Origin of the sequence: Nonomuraea sp. C10, assembly GCF_008017515.1 — a bacterium.
Lineage (GTDB): Bacteria > Actinomycetota > Actinomycetes > Streptosporangiales > Streptosporangiaceae > Nonomuraea > Nonomuraea ferruginea.
The window spans coordinates 897,980-915,823 of the sequence record NZ_VPFF01000001.1; the positions used below are offsets into that span (position 1 = coordinate 897,980).

The 17,844-nt window shown below is 72.4% G+C and carries 19 protein-coding genes; 10 read left to right on the forward strand and 9 right to left on the reverse strand.

Going from position 1 to position 17,844, the window contains the following annotated elements:
- Window positions 1-19: 19 nt before the first annotated feature.
- From FR742_RS04200 to FR742_RS04230, 7 genes are read left to right on the forward strand one after another with little or no spacing between them, the layout of a single operon-like run.
- Window positions 20-1,087 carry a DUF917 domain-containing protein gene (locus FR742_RS04200; RefSeq protein WP_148029689.1) on the forward strand — a complete coding sequence of 356 codons (1,068 nt, stop codon included), beginning with the start codon at window positions 20-22 and terminating at the stop codon, window positions 1,085-1,087.
- Window positions 1,080-2,627, forward strand: a complete 1,548-nt coding sequence (locus tag FR742_RS04205) for a hydantoinase/oxoprolinase N-terminal domain-containing protein (RefSeq protein ID WP_148029690.1) — start codon at window positions 1,080-1,082, stop codon at window positions 2,625-2,627. Before FR742_RS04200 ends, FR742_RS04205 begins: the two co-directional genes overlap by 8 nt.
- 21 nt (window positions 2,628-2,648) lie before the next feature.
- The gene (locus FR742_RS04210; protein ID WP_148029691.1) at window positions 2,649-4,274 is read left to right on the forward strand and encodes an ABC transporter substrate-binding protein; all 1,626 of its coding nucleotides are present in this window, start codon (window positions 2,649-2,651) and stop codon (window positions 4,272-4,274) included.
- A gap of 3 nt (window positions 4,275-4,277) precedes the next feature.
- Complete coding sequence (locus FR742_RS04215) at window positions 4,278-5,294, forward strand: ABC transporter permease (protein WP_148029692.1); 1,017 nt, start codon at window positions 4,278-4,280, stop codon at window positions 5,292-5,294.
- Window positions 5,291-6,148, forward strand: coding sequence for an ABC transporter permease (locus FR742_RS04220; protein WP_261808351.1), 858 nt, complete (start codon window positions 5,291-5,293; stop codon window positions 6,146-6,148). The genes FR742_RS04215 and FR742_RS04220 overlap by 4 nt, the downstream gene beginning before the upstream one ends.
- Complete coding sequence (locus FR742_RS04225) at window positions 6,145-6,882, forward strand: ABC transporter ATP-binding protein (protein WP_148029693.1); 738 nt, start codon at window positions 6,145-6,147, stop codon at window positions 6,880-6,882. Before FR742_RS04220 ends, FR742_RS04225 begins: the two co-directional genes overlap by 4 nt.
- A complete protein-coding gene (locus FR742_RS04230) occupies window positions 6,879-7,799 on the forward strand; it encodes an ABC transporter ATP-binding protein (RefSeq protein WP_148029694.1) in 921 nt (306 codons plus the stop codon). The genes FR742_RS04225 and FR742_RS04230 overlap by 4 nt, the downstream gene beginning before the upstream one ends.
- On the opposite strand, the gene FR742_RS04235 is transcribed toward FR742_RS04230, so the two are convergent.
- Together FR742_RS04235 and FR742_RS04240 are read right to left on the reverse strand one after the other, a co-directional pair.
- Entirely contained in the window at window positions 7,774-8,133 is a 360-nt protein-coding gene (locus FR742_RS04235; RefSeq protein ID WP_148029695.1) for a DUF742 domain-containing protein, read from the reverse strand. The genes FR742_RS04230 and FR742_RS04235 overlap by 26 nt on opposite strands.
- Window positions 8,126-10,024 (reverse strand): nitrate- and nitrite sensing domain-containing protein, encoded by a 1,899-nt coding sequence (locus tag FR742_RS04240; RefSeq protein ID WP_261808352.1) that lies wholly within the window; start codon window positions 10,022-10,024, stop codon window positions 8,126-8,128. The genes FR742_RS04235 and FR742_RS04240 overlap by 8 nt, the downstream gene beginning before the upstream one ends.
- 162 nt (window positions 10,025-10,186) lie before the next feature.
- Here FR742_RS04240 and FR742_RS04245 point away from each other — a divergent pair, with 162 nt between their 5' ends.
- Entirely contained in the window at window positions 10,187-11,749 is a 1,563-nt protein-coding gene (locus FR742_RS04245; protein WP_148029696.1) for an ABC transporter substrate-binding protein, read from the forward strand.
- On the opposite strand, the gene FR742_RS44280 is transcribed toward FR742_RS04245, so the two are convergent.
- Window positions 11,725-11,889: a hypothetical protein gene (locus tag FR742_RS44280; RefSeq protein ID WP_187280982.1), complete on the reverse strand. Its 165-nt coding sequence runs from the start codon at window positions 11,887-11,889 to the stop codon at window positions 11,725-11,727. The two genes, FR742_RS04245 and FR742_RS44280, sit on opposite strands and share 25 nt — an antisense overlap.
- Before the next feature lie 17 nt (window positions 11,890-11,906).
- Here FR742_RS44280 and FR742_RS04250 point away from each other — a divergent pair, with 17 nt between their 5' ends.
- The gene (locus FR742_RS04250) at window positions 11,907-12,545 is read left to right on the forward strand and encodes a hypothetical protein (RefSeq protein ID WP_148029697.1); all 639 of its coding nucleotides are present in this window, start codon (window positions 11,907-11,909) and stop codon (window positions 12,543-12,545) included.
- On the opposite strand, the gene FR742_RS04255 is transcribed toward FR742_RS04250, so the two are convergent.
- Window positions 12,508-13,860, reverse strand: a complete 1,353-nt coding sequence (locus tag FR742_RS04255) for an NAD(P)/FAD-dependent oxidoreductase (protein WP_261808353.1) — start codon at window positions 13,858-13,860, stop codon at window positions 12,508-12,510. The genes FR742_RS04250 and FR742_RS04255 overlap by 38 nt on opposite strands.
- 121 nt (window positions 13,861-13,981) lie before the next feature.
- Here FR742_RS04255 and FR742_RS04260 point away from each other — a divergent pair, with 121 nt between their 5' ends.
- Window positions 13,982-14,884 carry a DNA-3-methyladenine glycosylase gene (locus FR742_RS04260; protein ID WP_148029699.1) on the forward strand — a complete coding sequence of 301 codons (903 nt, stop codon included), beginning with the start codon at window positions 13,982-13,984 and terminating at the stop codon, window positions 14,882-14,884.
- Here FR742_RS04260 and FR742_RS04265 read toward each other — a convergent pair whose 3' ends face one another.
- The 5 genes from FR742_RS04265 to FR742_RS04285 all read right to left on the reverse strand — a co-directional run bounded on the left by FR742_RS04265 (window position 14,885) and on the right by FR742_RS04285 (window position 17,830).
- Entirely contained in the window at window positions 14,885-15,247 is a 363-nt protein-coding gene (locus FR742_RS04265; RefSeq protein ID WP_148029700.1) for a hypothetical protein, read from the reverse strand.
- A 34-nt stretch (window positions 15,248-15,281) separates the two neighbouring features.
- A complete protein-coding gene (locus tag FR742_RS04270; protein WP_148029701.1) occupies window positions 15,282-15,737 on the reverse strand; it encodes a hypothetical protein in 456 nt (151 codons plus the stop codon).
- Between the two features lie 47 nt (window positions 15,738-15,784).
- Window positions 15,785-16,057, reverse strand: a complete 273-nt coding sequence (locus FR742_RS04275; protein ID WP_187280983.1) for a DUF3040 domain-containing protein — start codon at window positions 16,055-16,057, stop codon at window positions 15,785-15,787.
- 229 nt (window positions 16,058-16,286) lie between these two features.
- Window positions 16,287-17,444: a DUF1648 domain-containing protein gene (locus FR742_RS04280; protein WP_222708833.1), complete on the reverse strand. Its 1,158-nt coding sequence runs from the start codon at window positions 17,442-17,444 to the stop codon at window positions 16,287-16,289.
- Window positions 17,441-17,830 (reverse strand): GntR family transcriptional regulator, encoded by a 390-nt coding sequence (locus tag FR742_RS04285; RefSeq protein WP_148029703.1) that lies wholly within the window; start codon window positions 17,828-17,830, stop codon window positions 17,441-17,443. Before FR742_RS04285 ends, FR742_RS04280 begins: the two co-directional genes overlap by 4 nt.
- Window positions 17,831-17,844: the final 14 nt, after the last annotated feature.

The following is a 17,844-nucleotide window of genomic DNA, read 5'->3' on the forward strand; positions in this document are numbered from 1 at the left end:
TGCTTGGTTGGGGCCCCATATGAGCATCCGCGAAACTGACATTCCGGCCCTGGCGCGGGGATGCGCCGTGCTCGGCACCGGCGGCGGCGGTGACGTGCGCGCCGGCTCGCTGGCCGCCGTACGGGCCATCAGGGCGTACGGGCCGGTGCCCCTCGTGCGGCTGGCCGAGTTACCCCCCGACGCACTGGTGGTGCCGCTGTCCGGGATCGGGGCGCCGACCGTGAGCCACGAGATGATCCACGGCGAGGACGAGCCGAAGCGCATCGCCGAGGAGGTCGAACGGCTCTTCGGCAGGCCGCCCACGGCCGTGATGTCGTCGGAGATCGGCGGCTCCAACGGGGTCGCGCCGGTGGCCTGGGCCGCCCAGCTCGGGCTGCCGCTGCTCGACGCCGACGGCATGGGCCGGGCGTTCCCCGAGGTCCAGATGGTCTCCATGTACGTCGCGGGGCTGCCCGCCGACCTGGTGATCATGTCGGACGTGGCGGGCAACGTGGTGACGATCCGGCCGGTGGACGGCCTGTGGTCGGAGCGGCTGGCGCGGGCGGTCTGCGTGGCCGCGGGCTCCTCGGCGCTGATGGCCGACTACGTACTCACCGCCGAGCGGGCGCGGGGCGCGGTCGTCGAGGGCACGGTCACGCGCGCGCTGGAGATCGGCCGGGCCACCGAGGACGCGACGGACCCGCTGACCTCCCTGGCCGCCGAGCTGGGCGCGGTCAGGCTGATCACCGGCAAGCTGACCGACGTGGAGCGGCGCACCACCGGCGGGTTCGTCAGGGGCACCGCCACGATCGAGGGCACCGGCGACGACCGCGGCCGCACGCTCGTCCTGGAGCTGCAGAACGAGAACCTGGTCGCCGTCGAGGACAACCAGGTCAGGGCGATGGTGCCGGATCTGATCACGGTGGTCGACACCGAGACCGCGGCCGCGATCCAGACCGAGGGCCTGCGTTACGGCCAGCGGGTCACCGTGCTCGCCTGGCCGTGCGACCCGCTGTGGCGCACCCGGAAAGGGCTGGACACGGCCGGGCCGCGGGCGTTCGGCTACGACCTGGACTACGTTCCCGTGGAGGAGCTGGCGCATGGCTGAGCCGGACCTGCGGATCGGCATCGACGTCGGCGGCACCAACACCGACGCGGTGGTGCTCGACTCCGGCGACCGGGTGATCGCCAAGGCCAAGCGGCCGACCAGCCGGGACGTCACCGAAGGGCTGCGCGCCGCGCTGGACGCGGTGCTGGACGAGCTGGGCCCGCACGCCCACGGCCGGATCGGCCGGGTGATGCTCGGCACCACCCACGCCACCAACGCGATCCTGGAGCGCAGGAACCTGGGCCGGGTGGCCGTGCTGCGGCTGGGCGCACCCGCCACCACGGCCGTCCCGCCGCTCTCCGACTGGCCCGACGGCCTGCGCGAGGTCGTCTCGGCCGGCGAGGCCGTGGTGCCCGGCGGTCACTACGTGGACGGGCGCGAGATCGGCCGGCTCGACCCCGGCTCGATCCGCCGCTTCCTGGACGGGGTGGAGGCCGACGCGGTGGCGGTCACCGCCGTGTTCAGCCCGGCCACGGCCGACCACGAGCGGGCCGCCGAGGAGCTGATCAGGAGCGAGTACGGGCTGCCGGTCTCGGTCAGCCACGAGATCGGCTCGCTCGGGCTGCTGGAGCGCGAGAACGCGACCGTGCTCAACGCCGCCCTGTACGAGGTCGCCGGGCACGTCACGAGTGCGCTGACGGCCGCGCTGGCCGAACGCGGGCTGGCGGCCACCCCCTACCTGGCGCAGAACGACGGCACGCTGATGACCCTGGAGCACGCGGCGCGGCTGCCGGTGTCGACCATCGGCTCCGGCCCGGCGAACTCACTGCGCGGCGCCGCGTTCCTGTCGGGCGTGCCGGACGCGGTCGTCGCGGACGTCGGTGGCACCTCCACCGACCTCGGGGTGCTGACCGGAGGGTTCCCGCGCGAGTCGGCGGCGGCCGTGGAGATCGGCGGCGTGCTCACCAACTTCCGCATGCCGGACATCCTGGCCATCGCGCTGGGCGGCGGCACCGTCGTGCGCGGCGCGAAGGCCGGTCCCGACTCGGTGGGCTACCGGATCGCGGAGGAGGCGCTGGTGTTCGGCGGCGGCACGGCGACGCTCACGGACGCGGCGGTCGCGGCCGGGCGGCGGCCGCCGGGCGTCACCTGGGACCTGGGCGACATATCGGAAGATTTCCGCGACACTCTGCAAAGGGCGATCGCCGCCACCGACGCGCTGGCCGCCGACGCCGTGGACCGCATGACGCTCGGCCGCACCGGCCGTCCCCTGGTGGCGGTGGGTGGCGGCGCTTTCCTGCTGCCCGAGCGGATCCCCGGCGTGAGCCGCGTCATCCGCCCGGAGCACGCCGAGGTGGCCAACGCCGTCGGCGCCGCCATCGCCCTGGCGAGCGGCAGAGTCGATACGATCATGCCTGCGGGTGAAAGCCGGACAAAGGCGATCGAAAGGGTGAGGCGGGAGGCCGCGGCACGTGCCGTGGCGGCGGGCGCGGACCCTGACCGGGTCCAGATCGTCGACCTCCTGGAGGTGCCGCTCAGCTACCTCGCGGAGCCCGCCGTGCGGATACACGCCAAAGCCGCCGGACCCCTCACCCGGTGACAATTCGAAAGGATCCCCCCCATGCGCTGGCACAAGCGTCTGCTCGTAGCCGGGATCGCCGGTGTCGTCGCCCTGGCCGCATCCGCGTGCGCGGGCGGCCAGGTACGCGGCGCCGGCGGCACCCCCCAGCCGAGCACCGGCGGAACGCAGGCTACCCAGTCCACCGAGAACGACGCCACCTTCGTCTACGCCCCCAACCTCGACGTGGTGACCGACTGGGACCCGGCGACCTCGTACTCCAACGAGATCATCGCCATGACCAGCATCTACGAGGGCCTCACCCGCTACGACGCCGAGGCCAAGGAGGTCCGGCCGCGCCTGGCCACCGAGTGGTCCTCGGCGGACGAGGGCAAGGAGTGGACGTTCAAGCTGCGCCAGGGCGTGAAGTTCCACACCGGAGCCACGCTCGACGCCGAGGCCGCCAAGAAGGCCATCGAGCGCACGATGAAGTCCGGCGGCGGCGCCGCCTACATCTGGAGCGCGGTCGACAAGATCGAGACGCCGGACGCCTCGACGCTGAAGTTCACGCTCAAGTACGCGGCCCCGATGGACCTCATCACCTCCTCCGGGTACGCCGCCCACATCTACGACGCCGAGGCGCTGGAGAAGAACGAGGACGACGTCAAGAACGGCAAGCTGGACGCCGGCACCGGCCCGTACACGATCGACTCGTGGCAGAAGGGCCAGGAGACCGAGCTGACGCTGAAGGCGTTCGACGACTACTGGGGCGGCTGGCGGCCGGAGCAGTACAAGAAGGTCGCCTTCCGCGTCACGCCGGAGATCACCACGGCGTGGCAGCTCCTCCAGCGCGGCGAGGTCAACTTCGTGCAGCGGCTCAACCCGCAGCTGTTCGAGCAGGCGGGCATGACCGAGGGCGTGCAGGCCAAGCAGACGCCGTCGTTCCAGAACCTGCTGGTGCTGTTCAACACGGCGGAGGGGCCGACGAAGGACGTGCGCGTCCGGCAGGCGCTGCAGCACGCCATCGACTACGACGGCCTGGTGGCGGCGCTCAAGGGCTCCGCGCAGAAGGCCGGCGGTCTGGTGCCGCCCGGGCTGCTCGGCCACACCACGGGCATGGAGCCCAAGCAGGACCTGGCCAAGGCGCAGGAGCTGCTGCAGGACGCCGGGTACGGCCCGGACAACGCCGAGCTGAAGCTCACGCTCACCTACGCCCAGGGCGACGAGGACCAGAAGCTGCTGGTCACCCTGCTCACCGCGGCGCTGAAGAAGGTCAACGTCACCGTCGAAGCGCGGGCGATGGCCTGGAACGCGCAGTGGGACAGGGGCAAGAAGGGCGACCAGGACATCTTCGTCATGTACTGGTTCCCCGACTACGCCGACCCGTACTCGTGGTTCCTCAACGTCTTCCGCAGCGCGGACGAGGTCTCGTTCAACCTGTCGTACCTGAAGGACGAGGCGATCGACAAGGCCATCGACGGACTGCCGCAGCTCACCGCCACCGACCAGCTGGCGGCCGACCAGGCCTACGCCGACCTGCAGAAGAAGATCATCCAGGACGAGGCGGCGGTCGCGGTGCCGTATGTGCAGACCTACCAGCGCGCGCTCACCGCGGACGTGCTCGGGTACGTCGACAACCCGGCCTACCCGAACGTGGTCTCCTTCTACGACCTCAAGCCCGCCAGCTGACCGATGCCGCGCTACCTGATCCGCCGGCTGGGCCAGGCACTCCTGGTCATGGCCGGCGTGGTCGCCCTCACCTTCGTGATCACGAGGATGGTGCCCGGCGATCCGGCGGTCGCCTACGCCGGGCCCAAGGCCACGCCCGAGCAGCTCGCCGAGGTGCGCGCCCGCTTCGGGCTGGACGACCCGCTCTGGGTGCAGCTCGGCAACTACGTCAGGGACCTGGTGACGGGCGACTGGCAGACCAGCCTGCACACCCGGCGGCCGGTGCTGGAGGATCTGTACCACGCCTTCCCGGCCAGCCTGGAGCTGGTCGGGGCCGGCCTGGTGATCGCCGTCGTGGCAGGCATCCCCGTCGGCGTGCTGGCCGCCCGGTTCAGGGGCCGCTTCCCTGACTTCTCGGTCCGGCTGACCAGCATGCTCGCGGTGTCGCTGCCGGTGTTCTGGCTGGCGCTGGCCCTGCAGACGGTCTTCGCCAGCAACCTGGGCTGGTTCCCGGTCGCCGGGGAGTACGACAGCGCGCTCGACACCACCAGCCCGCTGACGCTCTGGACGAACATCACCGTCGTGGACGCGCTCATCACCGGCAACTGGCCGATCCTCACCAGCACGCTGGCGCACCTGGTGCTCCCGGCCCTGGTCGTGGCCGCGTACCCGGCGGGCGTGATCGCGCAGATGGTGCGCGCCACGCTCATCGAGGAGGCGTCGCAGGACCACGCCCGGCTGGAGCGGGCGCTCGGCTTCCGCGAGACGACCATCCTGACCCGGTTCGCGTTGCGGCCCGCGCTCAACCCGGTGCTGTCGCTGATCGCGCTGGTGTTCGCGTACGCGATCGTGAACGGGTTCCTGGTCGAGGCCGTCTTCAACTGGCCCGGCCTGGGCCGCTACGCGGTCAACGCCATCTCCAGCTCCGACACCCCGGCGGTCGCGGGCGTCACCCTGCTGGTCGCGCTGATGTACGTGCTCGCCAACCTCGTGGTGGACCTGCTGCAGGGCGTCGTCGACCCGAGGGCGAGGGCCCGGTGAGCGCGCTGCCCGAGGCGGCGCCGCTGCGCCGCACCCTGCCGAGGGTCACCGACCGGTTCGCACTCGCCGGGGCGGTGCTGATCGCGATCGTCGCGCTGGCCGCCCTGCTCGCGCCGTGGCTCGCCCCCTACCCGCCGGACGAGGTGGACCCGTTCGCCGCACTGCGGCCGCCGGACGGCACGCACTGGTTCGGCACCGACGCGGCCGGCCGCGACGTGCTCACCCGGGTGCTGTACGGCGGGCGGACGTCGCTGTTCATCGCCCTCACCGTGCTGGCGGTCTCGGCCACCACGGGCGTCCTGCTCGGCGTCGTGGCCGGGTACGCGGGCGGCTGGGTCAGAGACGTGATCATGCGGATCACGGACGTGTTCCTGGCCTTCCCCGCGCTGCTGCTGTCGGTGGCCCTGGCGGTCGTGCTGCAGCCGAGCGTCACCACGGTGATCGTGGCCATCGCGGTCACCTGGTGGCCGTGGTACGCGCGGCTGTCGGCGTCGATGGCCGCCTCCATCGCCACCCGCCCGTACGTGGACGCCGCGCGCTGCCTGGGCGTGCCCGCGCCCATGATCATCCTGCGGCACGTGCTGCCGAACTCGCTGACGCCCGTCCTGGTCCAGGTCTCGCTCGACGGCGGCGGGGTCATCCTCACCGCCGCGGCGCTGTCGTACCTGGGGCTGGGCGCCCAGGAGCCGACGGCGGAGTGGGGGCTGATGGTGGAGCAGGGGCAGTCGCTGTTCACCACGAACTGGTGGGTCGTCACCTTCCCCGGGCTGGCGATCCTGCTGACCGCGTTCGCGTTCAACGTGCTGGGCGAAGGGCTGCGGAACGCGCTGGACCCGCGGAGGATCGTGAAGTGATCGAGGTACGCGACCTCCGGGTGAGCTACGGCGGGCGGGTCGTGGCGAAGGTGCCGGAGCTGGACGTGGCCCCCGGCGAGTGCGTGGCGATCGTGGGGGAGAGCGGCTCGGGCAAGTCGACCACGCTGCTGGCGCTGCTCGGGCTCACCGAGGGCGCGGAGGTCGGCGGGCGGATCCGGGTGGCCGGGGTGGACGTGACGAGCGCCTCGCCGGCCGAGCTGCGCGCGATCAGGGGAGCCAGGGTGGCGCTCGTCATGCAGTCGCCGCAGGCCGCGCTCAGCCCCACCCTCCGGCTCGGCACGCTGATGCGCCGGGCGCTCAGGCTGCACGGCGTCGGCGACGCGGAGCGGGTCATGGCCGAGGCGGTCGAGGCCGTCCTGCTCGACCCGGCCATCCTGCGCCGCTACCCGCACGAGGTCTCCGGCGGGCAGGCGCAGCGGTTCGCGATCGCGTTGGCCATCGCGCTGGGCGCGGAGGCGATCCTGGCCGACGAGCCGACCAGCGCGCTGGACGTGACCGTGCAGGCCGAGGTGGTGGCCGTGCTGCGCACGCTCTGCGCCGAGCGCGGGCTGGCGCTGCTGCTCGTCTCGCACGACCTGGCCCTGGTCTCCACCATCGCCCACCGGGTGCTGGTCATGCGCGCTGGCGAGGTCGTGGAGAGCGGCCCCGCCGGCCGCGTGCTGTCCGAGCCGTCCCACCCCTACACCCGCGAACTGCTGGAGGCGCTGCCGTGACATCGTCGGGGAGCCTGCTGAGGGCGGAGCGGGTGACGCTCGGGTACGGCCGCACCCCCGTGGTCCACGACGTCACCCTGGACATCACCGGGGGCGGGGTCGGCCTGATCGGGGAGAGCGGGTCGGGCAAGACGACGCTGGCGCGCGCCTTCCTCGGCCTCCTCACCCCCATGTCCGGAAATATCCTGTACGGGGACCAGAACCTGAAAAAAGTGGACATGAGGCGCTTCCGCGGCGACGTCCAGCCCGTCTTCCAGGCCGAGGCCCTGGACCCCCGCATGCGCGTCGGCAACTCCGTAGCCGAGGCACTGCCCCGGGACGCCCGCCACCGCGTCCCCGAGCTGCTCGAACAGGTCGGCCTCGACCCCGCGCTGGCGAGCCGCAGGCCGCACCAGCTCTCCGGCGGCCAGCGCCAGCGGGTGGTCATCGCCCGCGCGCTCGCCGTGAACCCGAAACTGCTCATCCTCGACGAGCCCACCAGCGCCCTGGACGTGACGGTCCAGGCCAGGATCCTCGACCTGATCGCGGGGCTGGCGGCGGAACGCCTGCTCATCACGCACAACCTGGCCGTGGTGGGGAAGCTGTGCCGCACCTCGCACGTGCTCTTCGCGGGCCGCGTGGTCGAGTCGGGCCCCACGGCCGACCTGCTCGCCAGGCCCGCTCACCCGTACACGCTGGCGCTGCGCGACGCCGTCCCGAAGCTGGGGGGAGAGCCGCCCGTGGCGCGGGGGCGCGCGGAGGTGAGGCCGGCGGAGACGGGCTGCCCGTTCCGGCCGCGCTGCCCGATGGCGGTGACGGAGTGCGATCGCGCGCCCGCGCTGCGGGACCTAGGAGGGCATCAGGAGGGGCAGGAGGGGCGCCGGGTCGCCTGCCACCGGGCCGAGGACGTGCTCAGAGAGCCTTCAGTCCGTCGATGACCTCCAGGAGCACCGTGGCGTCGGGCGCCGGAGGCGGCGACTCCACCTGGACGAGCTTCTGCTGGTGCAGGTCGCCGACGAGGACCCGGACCACGCCGATGGGCAGGTTCAGCTCCGCGGCGACGTCCACCAGCCGCGTCGGCTTGGTGCACTTCTGCAGGATGATCAGATGCTCGGGACCGAGCCCGACCGGCGGCGTCAGGCCGCCGGAGGTGATGATGACGGCGATGAGGTCGATGGCCTCGCTCGCGGGCACCGTCCGGCCCCGGGTGAGTAAGTAGGCGGGGACGATCGGACCGGCGTCCTCGTCCAGCCAGCGCTCATCTCTACTCACCTTGCACCACCCGGATCGGGCGGGCCGGGGCCGCGGTGGGCTCCTCCGGCTCGTCCGGAGGATCTGTTACGTGTTCTGCCGGGATCAGCACGATGGCGGTGGTCCCTCCATATGGTGAATCGCGCAACATCACGCGAATGTCATGCCTGGCGGCCAGGCGGGAAACGACGAAGAGACCGAGCCGCTCGCTGTCGGCCAGGTCGAACTCGGGCGGGCTGGCCAGCCGCTCGTTGTACTCGGCCAGCTGCTCGTCACTCATCCCGAGCCCCCGGTCCTCCACGTGGAAGGCGAAGCCGCGGGCCGCCACCTCGCCTCGCACGATCACCGAGGTGTGCGGGGGAGAGTAGACGGTGGCGTTCTCGATGAGCTCGGCCACCAGGTGGATCACGTCGCCGACCACGGGCCCGGCCAGACGCTGGGCCGGCATCGGGTCGACGATCACCCGCTGGTAGTCCTCCACCTCGGCGGCGGCGCCGCGGGCCACGTCCAGCATCGGCACGGGCTTGCTCCAGCCGCGGCCGGGGGTGGCGCCCGACAGGATGATCAGGCCCTCGGCGTGCCGGCGCATCCGGGTGGCCAGGTGGTCGAGCCGGAACAGGTCGTCGAGGTCGTCGGGGTCGGTGGCGCGGTGCTGCATGCCCTCCAGCTGGATGCGCTGGCGGTGCAGCAGCGCCTGGCTGCGCCTGGCGAGGTTGCGGAACACGTGGCCGACGCCGTCACGCAGCTGCGCCTGGCCGACGGCCGCCTCGACCGCGGTCTGCTGGACCGTGGAGAAGGCCTGGCCGACGTCGTCGATCTCGACGGTCGTGCTGGCGACGGAGAGCTCGGGCACGTCAACCGTCTCCCCCTTCCGCAGCTTGGCGACGACCTCGGGCAGCCGCTCCTGGGCCACCTCCAGCGCCGCCCCGCGGAGATTGGCCAGCTCCTTGGACAGGCGATTGCCCATCCGCAGCGAGAACGCGATCGAGACCAGGATCAGCGCGAAGCATGTCCCGGCCAGCAGCAGCGCCCGGGTGAGCCCGGCGTCGGCCACCGGCTCGGAGCGCTCCTGCAGGATCATGCTCGCCCGCATCTGGGCCTCTTGGAAAGACTTCGCCAGAGACTCGGTGGTGTCCAGCCATCCGCGCGGCGAGCCGCCCGCGACGATCTGGTCCTCCATCAGCCGCATCCGCTGGTAGACGGGCGAGGTGATGATCGACACCTGGGTCTCGCGCAGGCTGGGGTCCAGCTGGCCGAGCGAGTGGTCGATGAGGAAGCGCCGGTTGCCCACCAGCCGGGTGAACAGCCTGCGCTCGGCCACCGTGGTGGTGCCCAGGCCCAGTGCCTGCTCGCGGGTGAGCAGCTCCTTGGCGTAGCCGAGGTCGATGACGATCCTGGACTGCTCGTAGATCGGCAGGTCGTCGATGTAGCCGACCCGCCGGTGCAGGTCGAAGAGGGCGTCGAGGATCGTGTTGTACCCCTCCACCGTGCGCAGACGGTCGGACAGGCCCGTGTCGATCTCTCCCCTGACCGCGTCGAGCCTGTCGAGCTGCGTGTACACCGCGTCCACCTGCTTGCGGATCGCCTCCGAGGTATCCCGGGACTTGCCCGAGGACTTCTTGAACTCCTCCTTCGCCCTGTCGCTGCGTGAGCGCTGCTCGATGAGCGCCGACCTGTCGGCCGACACGCCGGCGCCCAGGAGCTGAACGGAGGCGAGGCGCTCGCGCTGCAGCTCGTTGCCGAGCTTGTACGCCGGGTGTCGCAGGTTCGTCCAGAGCGTCTGATACTGCCTCAGCTCCAGACTCTCGCCCGCCGTGACGGCGGTGATAACCCCCCACAACACCACCATCGAGGCCAGCGGAACCAGCAGTAGGCCGATGATCTTCAGGCGGATCGTTCGGCTACGACCCATGGCACCTCACTCCGGTCGGTCCCCTGCTGGCAACCCCGGACGGGACAAGGCACGAGAATAGCAATTCGATCTCCGGATTGCCCAATTTTTCGGTGGTTTCGGCCATCGGGCCATGATCGTCTAGTAGGTTCTCCCAGGAGATCGGTCATAGAGGGAGATGCGTTGCGCCGTCGTCTCGCAGCGGTCGCCACGCTGGTGCTGCTCCTCACGGCGTGCTCGGCACCGGCAGTGGTGCGGCAGCCGCGGCTGGGGGAATCGGCGTTCGTCTACGTCCAGCACGGCGACGTGGTCACGGATCTGGATCCCGGCACGTCCTACTCCAACGAGGTCGTCGCCCTGCAGAACGTCTACGAGACGCTCACCCTCTGGAACCCGGTCACCAAGAAGAGCTCACCCCGCCTGGCCACCTCGTGGCGGACCACCGCCGACGGCCGCTCCTGGACGTTCACCCTGCGCCAGGACGTCACCTTCCACACCGGCCGGCCCATGGACGCCACCGCCGTCAAGCAGTCCATCGAGCGGACCATGTCCACCAAGGCCGGCGCCTACTACATCTGGGACGCGGTCTCCTCCATCAGGGTCGAGGACCCTCATACGCTCACGTTCGCGCTGCGCTACCCGGTGCCGCTCGACCTGGCGGCCTCCTCCGCCTACGCGGCCTACATCTACGACACCGAGGCGGCCCCCGACCTGGGGAAGTGGTTCCAGGCCGGCCGGGACGCCGGGACCGGGCCGTACAAGGTGGACACCTGGAAGGACGGGGCCGAGACCGAGCTGACGCTCAAGGCGTACGACGACTACTGGGGAGGCTGGGACCAGCCGCGCTACCGTACGGTCAAGTTCCGCGTGATACCCGACCAGCGGCGCGCCTGGCAACTGCTGCTGCAGGGCGAGGTCAGCTTCCTGCGCCGGCTGGAGCCGAGGCTGTTCGCCCGGGCGGAGGCCGCGCCGGGGCTGCGCACCTCCGAGCGGCCCTCGTTCCAGACGGCGATGCTGCTGTTCAACACCGCCGAGGGGCCCATGTCCGACCAGCGGGTGCGGCGCGCGGTGCAGAAGGCCGTCGACTACCGGGGGGCGGTCCGGGCGCTGCGCGGCGGCGTCAGCCCGCACAGCGGCGTGGTGCCGGAAGGGCTGCTCGGCCATGTGCCGGGCCGCGTGCCCCGGCAGGACCTCGCGGGCGCGGGCGAGCTGCTCCGGCAGGCGGGGTACGGGCCGCAGGGCAGGCCGCTGCGGCTGACCCTCACCTACACCGAGGGTGACAGCGACCAGCTGGTCCTGATCAAACGGCTGCGCCGCGACCTCAAGACGCTGAACGTCACGCTCAGGGTCCGGGCGATGCCCTGGGTCGACCAGTGGGAGCTGGGCAAGAAGGGCGGCCAGGACATCTTCGCGATGTACTGGTGGCCGGACTACGCCGACGGCTACTCGTGGTTCGGCAACGTCTTCCACAGCGCCGAGCCGCCCGTGTTCAACCTCTCCTACCTGAACGACCCGACCACCGACAAACTGCTGGACTCGCTGCCCGAGCTGACCGTGACGGACCAGCGGACGGCGCAGCAGGCGTTCGCCAGGGCCACCAGGAGGGTGCTGGACCAGCAGGCCGCGGCGGCCATGCCGTGGGTGGTCAACTACCGGCGGGCCTACCTGGGCAGCGTGCAGGGATACGTGGACAACCCGGCCTATCCGGACGTGGTCTTCGTCTACGACCTGCGGCCCTCGGGCTGACCCTCGACCCGCTCGCGCAGCCGTACCCTGATCTCCTCCGGCGTGTAGGCGCGGCGGCGGCGCTCGGCGCGCGCGATCGCCACTCCCGTGGCCGCGACGCCCGCGACCCCCGCCAGGCCGAGTATCTTCCACCAGCGCATGTGCCTAGGCTAGCCCCATGCTGACTCTCGACGAGGCGGTTGAGCTCACCCGGACGGGCGACCTGTGGATCTTCCGCGGCCGGACCGTCCCCGACCGGGCCATCCAGACCATGACCAACAGCCCGGTCAACCACGTGGGCATGGCGATCGTCATCGAGGACCTGCCGCCCATGATGTTCCACGCCGAGCTCGGCAAGTCGCTGCTCGACCTGTGGTCGGGCACCCACCACCGCGGCGTGCAGCTGCACGACCTGCGCGACGCGGTGACGGTCTGGGCCGACCGCTACGGCCAGCGCGCGTGGCTGCGCCAGCTGGAGCCGCAGGCGACCCGCGAGATGGAGGACGCCGCGCTGCGCGCGGTGGCCCGGCTCGACGGCACCCCGTTCCCGTCGACCGCCAGGCTGGCGGCCCGCTGGGTGGGCGGCCGGCTGCCGCGCCCGCGCCGGGTCGCGGGGGAGCGGGCGCTGGAGAACGCCTACTGCGCCGAGGTGGTGGCCGTGACCTACCAGGAGATGGGGCTGCTGCCCCCGGGCCGCAGGCCCAACTGGTACGACCCGGGCCGGTTCTGGAGCGGCGACGACCTCGACCTGCTCGGCGACCACAGGCTCGGCAAGGAGATCACCGTCGGGATCCCGCTGGCTCCTCGGTCACGCTGATCCGGCGCGCGCGCGGCGTGATCGGCATGTGCTCCAGGTCCTCCAGCGTGCCGGGGGTGTCCTTGAGGAAGTCGAGCCTGATCAGGTCGTCGGGGGCCATCATGTTGAGCAGCCAGTCGCCGCTCACGCGCAGCCGCGAGCGGCCCGACGGCGTCGTCAGCAGGTGGTAGCCGCGGGTGACGAGCTGCGCCAGCGGCCCCTTGAGGTCGATCCCGAACGGCCTGGCCACCGCGTCCGAGCCGCCGAGGTCGACCACCAGGCCGAGGTCGCGGTGACGGTATTCGCGCAGCTTGCCGCCGCGCAGCGCCGCCAGCACGTTCCGCGCCGCGGTCCTCGCCTGCCGGTGGGCGTGCTGGGCGGTCGGCGCGCAGGGCGTGCCGGGCTCGGCCGTCAGGTCGGGCACCGCCGCGGCGTCGCCCAGCCCGAACACGCCGTCGCAGCCGGGCACCCGCAGATCGGCGCCCACGACCAGGCGGCCCTTGACCGTCTCGGTGCCGAGGCTGGACACCACCGGCCTGGGCGTCACCCCCGCCGTCCAGATGACCGTGCGGGAGGGCAGCGTGGTGCCGTCGGTCAGCTTCGCGGTGTCCACGGTGATCCGGTCGAGCGTGACGCCGAGTCGCACCTCGACCCCGCGCTCCTCCAGCAGCCGCGTCGCCGCCTCGCCCAGCTCGGGGCCCAGCTCGGGCATCACCTTGGGCGCGATGTCGATCAGCGTCCAGCGCAGCAGCCCGGGGTCGAGCCGCGGGAAGCGGGCCATCGCCCGGCGGGTGACGAGCTGGAGCGTCGCCGCCGTCTCGACGCCCGAGTAGCCGGCGCCCACCACCACGAACCCGCACCGCGCGGCCCGCTCCTCCGGGTCGTCGGAGGAGGCGGCCAGTTCGAGCTGGGCGATCGAGTGGTCGCGCAGGTAGACCGCCTCGGCCAGCGTCTTCATGCCGCGCGCGTACTCCTGCAGGCCCGGGATGTCGAACGTCCTGGTCATGCTGCCGGGGGCCAGCACGAGCACGTCGTACGGCACCCGCACCGGCTCGCCGTCGATCCTGAGCACGTCCACGGCGCGGGCGTCCAGATCCACCTGGTGCGCCACACCCGGCAGCAGCTTGCTGCGCCGCAGCCGCGTGTGCAGCGGCGTCACGATCGAGCGGGGCTGCAGCACCCCGCCGGCCACCTGTGGCAGCAGCGGGAGGTACAGCGTGTAGTCCTTCGGCGTGATCAGTACGATCTCCGCCTCGCCAGGCCTGAGCCAGCGCTCCAGAAGTTTCGCGCAGGTGTACCCGCCGAAGCCGGTGCCCACGATCGCTATGCGTGCCACGTGTAGCCCCTTCCGTGGACCGGAGCGGGCAAACCCGGGCGCGGTGAAAATCTGTTGGGTGGACCTACGCTCGGAGGGCGGATTCCCAGCGCTGTCCGGGCGAGCTCCTACGATACGGCGCATGACCTCGTTCGGATTCACGATCACCGCCGGCGGACCGTTCGACTTCGGCGCCTCGCTGCGCTTCGTCGAGGACTGGCCGGCCACCAGCGCCCTGCACTCCGACGGGCGGGCGCTGCGGTTCGGGTTCTGCCCGGAGACCGACTGGCTGCCGATCGGCGTGTCCGTGACCGCCGCGCCGGGCGGGGTCGCCGTGGCCACGACGCGGCCGGCCGGCGCGGGGATCCGGGGCGAGGTCGCGCGCATCCTCTCCCTCGACGTGGACGGCTCGGGGTTCGCCGCGCTCGGCGAGGCCGACCCGGTGCTGGGCGACCTGCAGCGCCGCAGCCCCGGCCTGCGGCCGGTGTGCTTCTGGAGCCCGTGGGAGGCGGCGTGCTGGGCGGTGATCGTACAGCGCTCGTCGATGCTCATCGCCGCCCGCATCAAGCAGCGCATCGCCGAGCGGTACGGGGCGACGGTCGCCGTGGACGGCCGGGAGCACGCGGTCTTCCCGCCGCCCGTGACGCTCCTGGAGGCCGGCGGCCTCGGCCTGCCCGCGCAGAAGGAGGAGTGGATCCGCGGCCTGGCCCGCGCCGCGCTCGACGGCGTCCTCACCGCCGAGCACCTGCGCTCCCTCGCCCCGGAGCAGGCCCTGGCCGAGCTGCGCGCCCTGCCCGGCGTCGGCCCGTTCTCCGCCGGGCTGATCCTGATCCGCGGCGCCGGCGCCCCCGACGCCTTCCCCGGCGACGAGCCCCGCCTGTTCGCGATCCTCCGCGAGGTGTACGGCCTGCCCGAGGACGCGCCCGCCGCGTCGTACCGGAAGCTGGCCGACCACTGGCGGCCCTACCGCTCGTGGGCCTCGTTCCTGTTCCGCGCGGCCACGTACCAGCCGGTGCGCGGAAACCCCGGCGACGAACCCCGCTGACTACCCGAAGGCGGGCGGGCCGCCTCCCGACCGGGAGCGGCGTACGCTCACCCGGATCAGGTAGCCCGCCGCTACCAGCGCCACGGCGGCCGGGACGAGCGCCGGCCACGGCATCCCGGCCAGCAGGGCCAGCACGGCCAGCACGACCCCGGCGAGCAGCACGAGCGCCGCGCCCAGCAGGCGGTAGCTCGACGCGTTCGAGGGCGGCGGGCTCTCGTCCCGGTCCCCCCGGCCGCCGCCGGGGACCTCGGGCACGCCGGTGTCGCTCACCACGCCGGAGCGGCTGACCTCCTCGGGAGGCGGCGGCTCGCGCAGTACGGGCGCGAAGAACTCGTCGCCGGGATCGTCGTCCTTCCTGTTCATCCCCGCCCCCTGCCCCCGGAGCGGCGGTTCACCGCTACGAGGGGCTCGGGCCCGCCCCGTCGACGATCTCGCGCCCCGCGACGGGCTCACGCAGCTTGACCAGCGTCTGCTTCTCGATCGCGATCTCCACGCACACCGGGTCGCGCACGTCCGGGTCCGAGCCCTCGTACAGCGTCACCTGGACCGTGTCCGTCCCGTACGAGACGTCCACCCGGTCGAGCACCCGGCACGGCGCCACGCCGGACGTCCACGTGACCAGCAGGCCGTGGCCGTCGCTCACCGGCTCGGCCGACGTCCAGGCGACCGGCAGGGGATCGACGGCGTCGCCGAGGGCGACCACGGGCTCGGCGGTGCGGCACGGCGCGGGAGACGGTTCGGCCGTCGGCGGCGGTGGCGTGGCGGCCGTGGTCGGCTCACCGGCGGTCGAGGCCCCGCAGCCCGCGAGGCCCAGGGCCAGCGCCGCGAGCCAGGCCGCCGTCCTCACCCTCATGACTGCCTCCTCGTGGCCTGGCAACCGGACGGTTGCCCGCGCGGCGACTACGGGCCGGTCTGGGACGTGCGGACCGCCGGATGATCGCAGCCGCTCCCGCCGCCCTGGCAGGCGTTCTGCGGGGCGGCCACGGTCATGACCACGCCGATCAGGAACACGACGTAGGCCACGATGGCGAGCACCCACCAGAAGGCCACCGGCACCTCCTTCGCGTGCCCCTGCTGGGACCCGGACAGGAGGGCGTCGAGGTCCGGATCGTCGAAGGCCAGCCGCTCCTCGATCTCCTGAAGCGTCTGGCGTTCCTCGTGTGAAAGGCCCATGGCGGTCACCCCCGCCCTCGCGTCTCCTTGCAGTATGCAACGTGCTCCCGGCGAGCAGGAAGCGCGGCCCCCCATCCACAGGCCGGCGCCCAGCCCTTGCGCTCGCCTTCCTCGGCCAGATCCTGTTGGGACAGGACGCGCTCGTCGGGACCGGGCGTGTCCGTGCCGTTCGTTCTCTGGGCAGGTGGTCCTTTCTGGCCGCCTGCCCAGCCCGGCCAAGGGGAAACCGTCACCACAGGCTGTGCCGCCGGGGCAGGTCGACGACGCCGGACAGCGAGAGCGCGCCGAGCACGAGGAGAGCGACCGCGAGGACGCCCAGCAGGAGCCAGGCGATCGGGTGCCCGAGGTTGAGCGTCCACGAGCCGGTCCCCAGGCGGGCGTGCACCAGCAGGGCGGGGTCGCGGCGGTTGGCGTAGACCGCGCCGGCCAGGAACCAGTGGCGGTCGTCGTCGCGCTGCTCGATCCCGGAGTCCTCGTCCTCCTCGCCGGGCAGGGCGGGCAGGCGGTGCCCGGCCTGCCCGGCCTTGATCTCCCAGCCGACCCAGCCGGCCAGGAGCGCGACGAGCGGCATGTACGCGGCCACCTGCCAGCCGATGCCCGGCGTGACCACGCCCCACAGCTGGAGCGCCCCGACGAGCAGGCTCAGGTTGAGGCAGGCGGCGGCCAGCAGCGACATCGCCGCGACGCCGCGCAGGTAGAGGCGGTAGCGGCGGGCCGACCCCCGTGGACGGGCGGCGTCGAGGTCGGGACGGGCGCGCAGCACGACCACGACCAGCGCGACGACGACCACGAGGACCGCGACCTGGTAGAGCAGCGGCTCGAAGACCCGCAGCGGGGTCGTGGCCACGCGCTCCCCGGGGTCGATGGCGAACCCGAGGTAGAGCGGCAGCGTGGCGGGCAACCCGCCGAGGCGTGACCAGCCGATGCCCCCGGTGATCAGCAGGACGGCCAGCGCGGGCAGCCCGTGCTTCCACGGCACCCGGACGGGATCGGTGCGGAAGGTGGTGTCGACGGTGACGCCCTGGCGGCGCCCGGCCGACCACGCGCCGGCCCGCTTGGCGGCGCTGATCCGGCGGTGGGCGAGGTAGTAGAGCAGCAGGTCCGCGACGATCACCGTCGACACCGTGACGGTGACCCCGGCCGCGTAGCCCGTGACGAGCAGCACGGGAACGGCCATCACGGCGGCGACCACGCCCACCACGATCACCAGGCGGGCGAAGCGGCGACGCTGGCGGACCACGGCCGGATCGCCCGCGCGGTCGGCGGGCACCCGCACGCCGAACGGCAGGACAGGCCTGGCCAGCGCGGGCAGCGCCAGCATGAGGCAGGTGATCAGGGCGACGGAGACGAGCACGGAGACGAGCGCGGTGACGATGAACGGGGTCATGCCGGCTCTCCGAAGCCGTCCAGCATGGCCGCGCACCGGCGCAGCACGTCCTGACGGTCCATGCCGTGGACGGTGGCCTCGGCCAGTAGCACACGCATGCGTTCCTCCCAGTCTTCGGTGAAGGGGGCCTCGGGCGGGCCGCTGCCGGCGTCCCGCCGTACGACCGCGCCGCTCTTGCGGTTGATCCGGATGACGCCCTGCTGCCGCAGCAGGTCGTACGCCTTGTTCACCGTATGGAAGTTGACGCCGAAGTCGGCGGCGAGCTGGCGGGTGGAGGGCAGCGGGTCGCCTTCCCCGGCCTGCCTGCGGGCGATGGCCTCCACGATCCGGTCGCGGATCTGCTGATAGATCGGGACCTCGCTGTCGAGGTCGAGGGTCAGGTGCACATCCGCAGTCTATC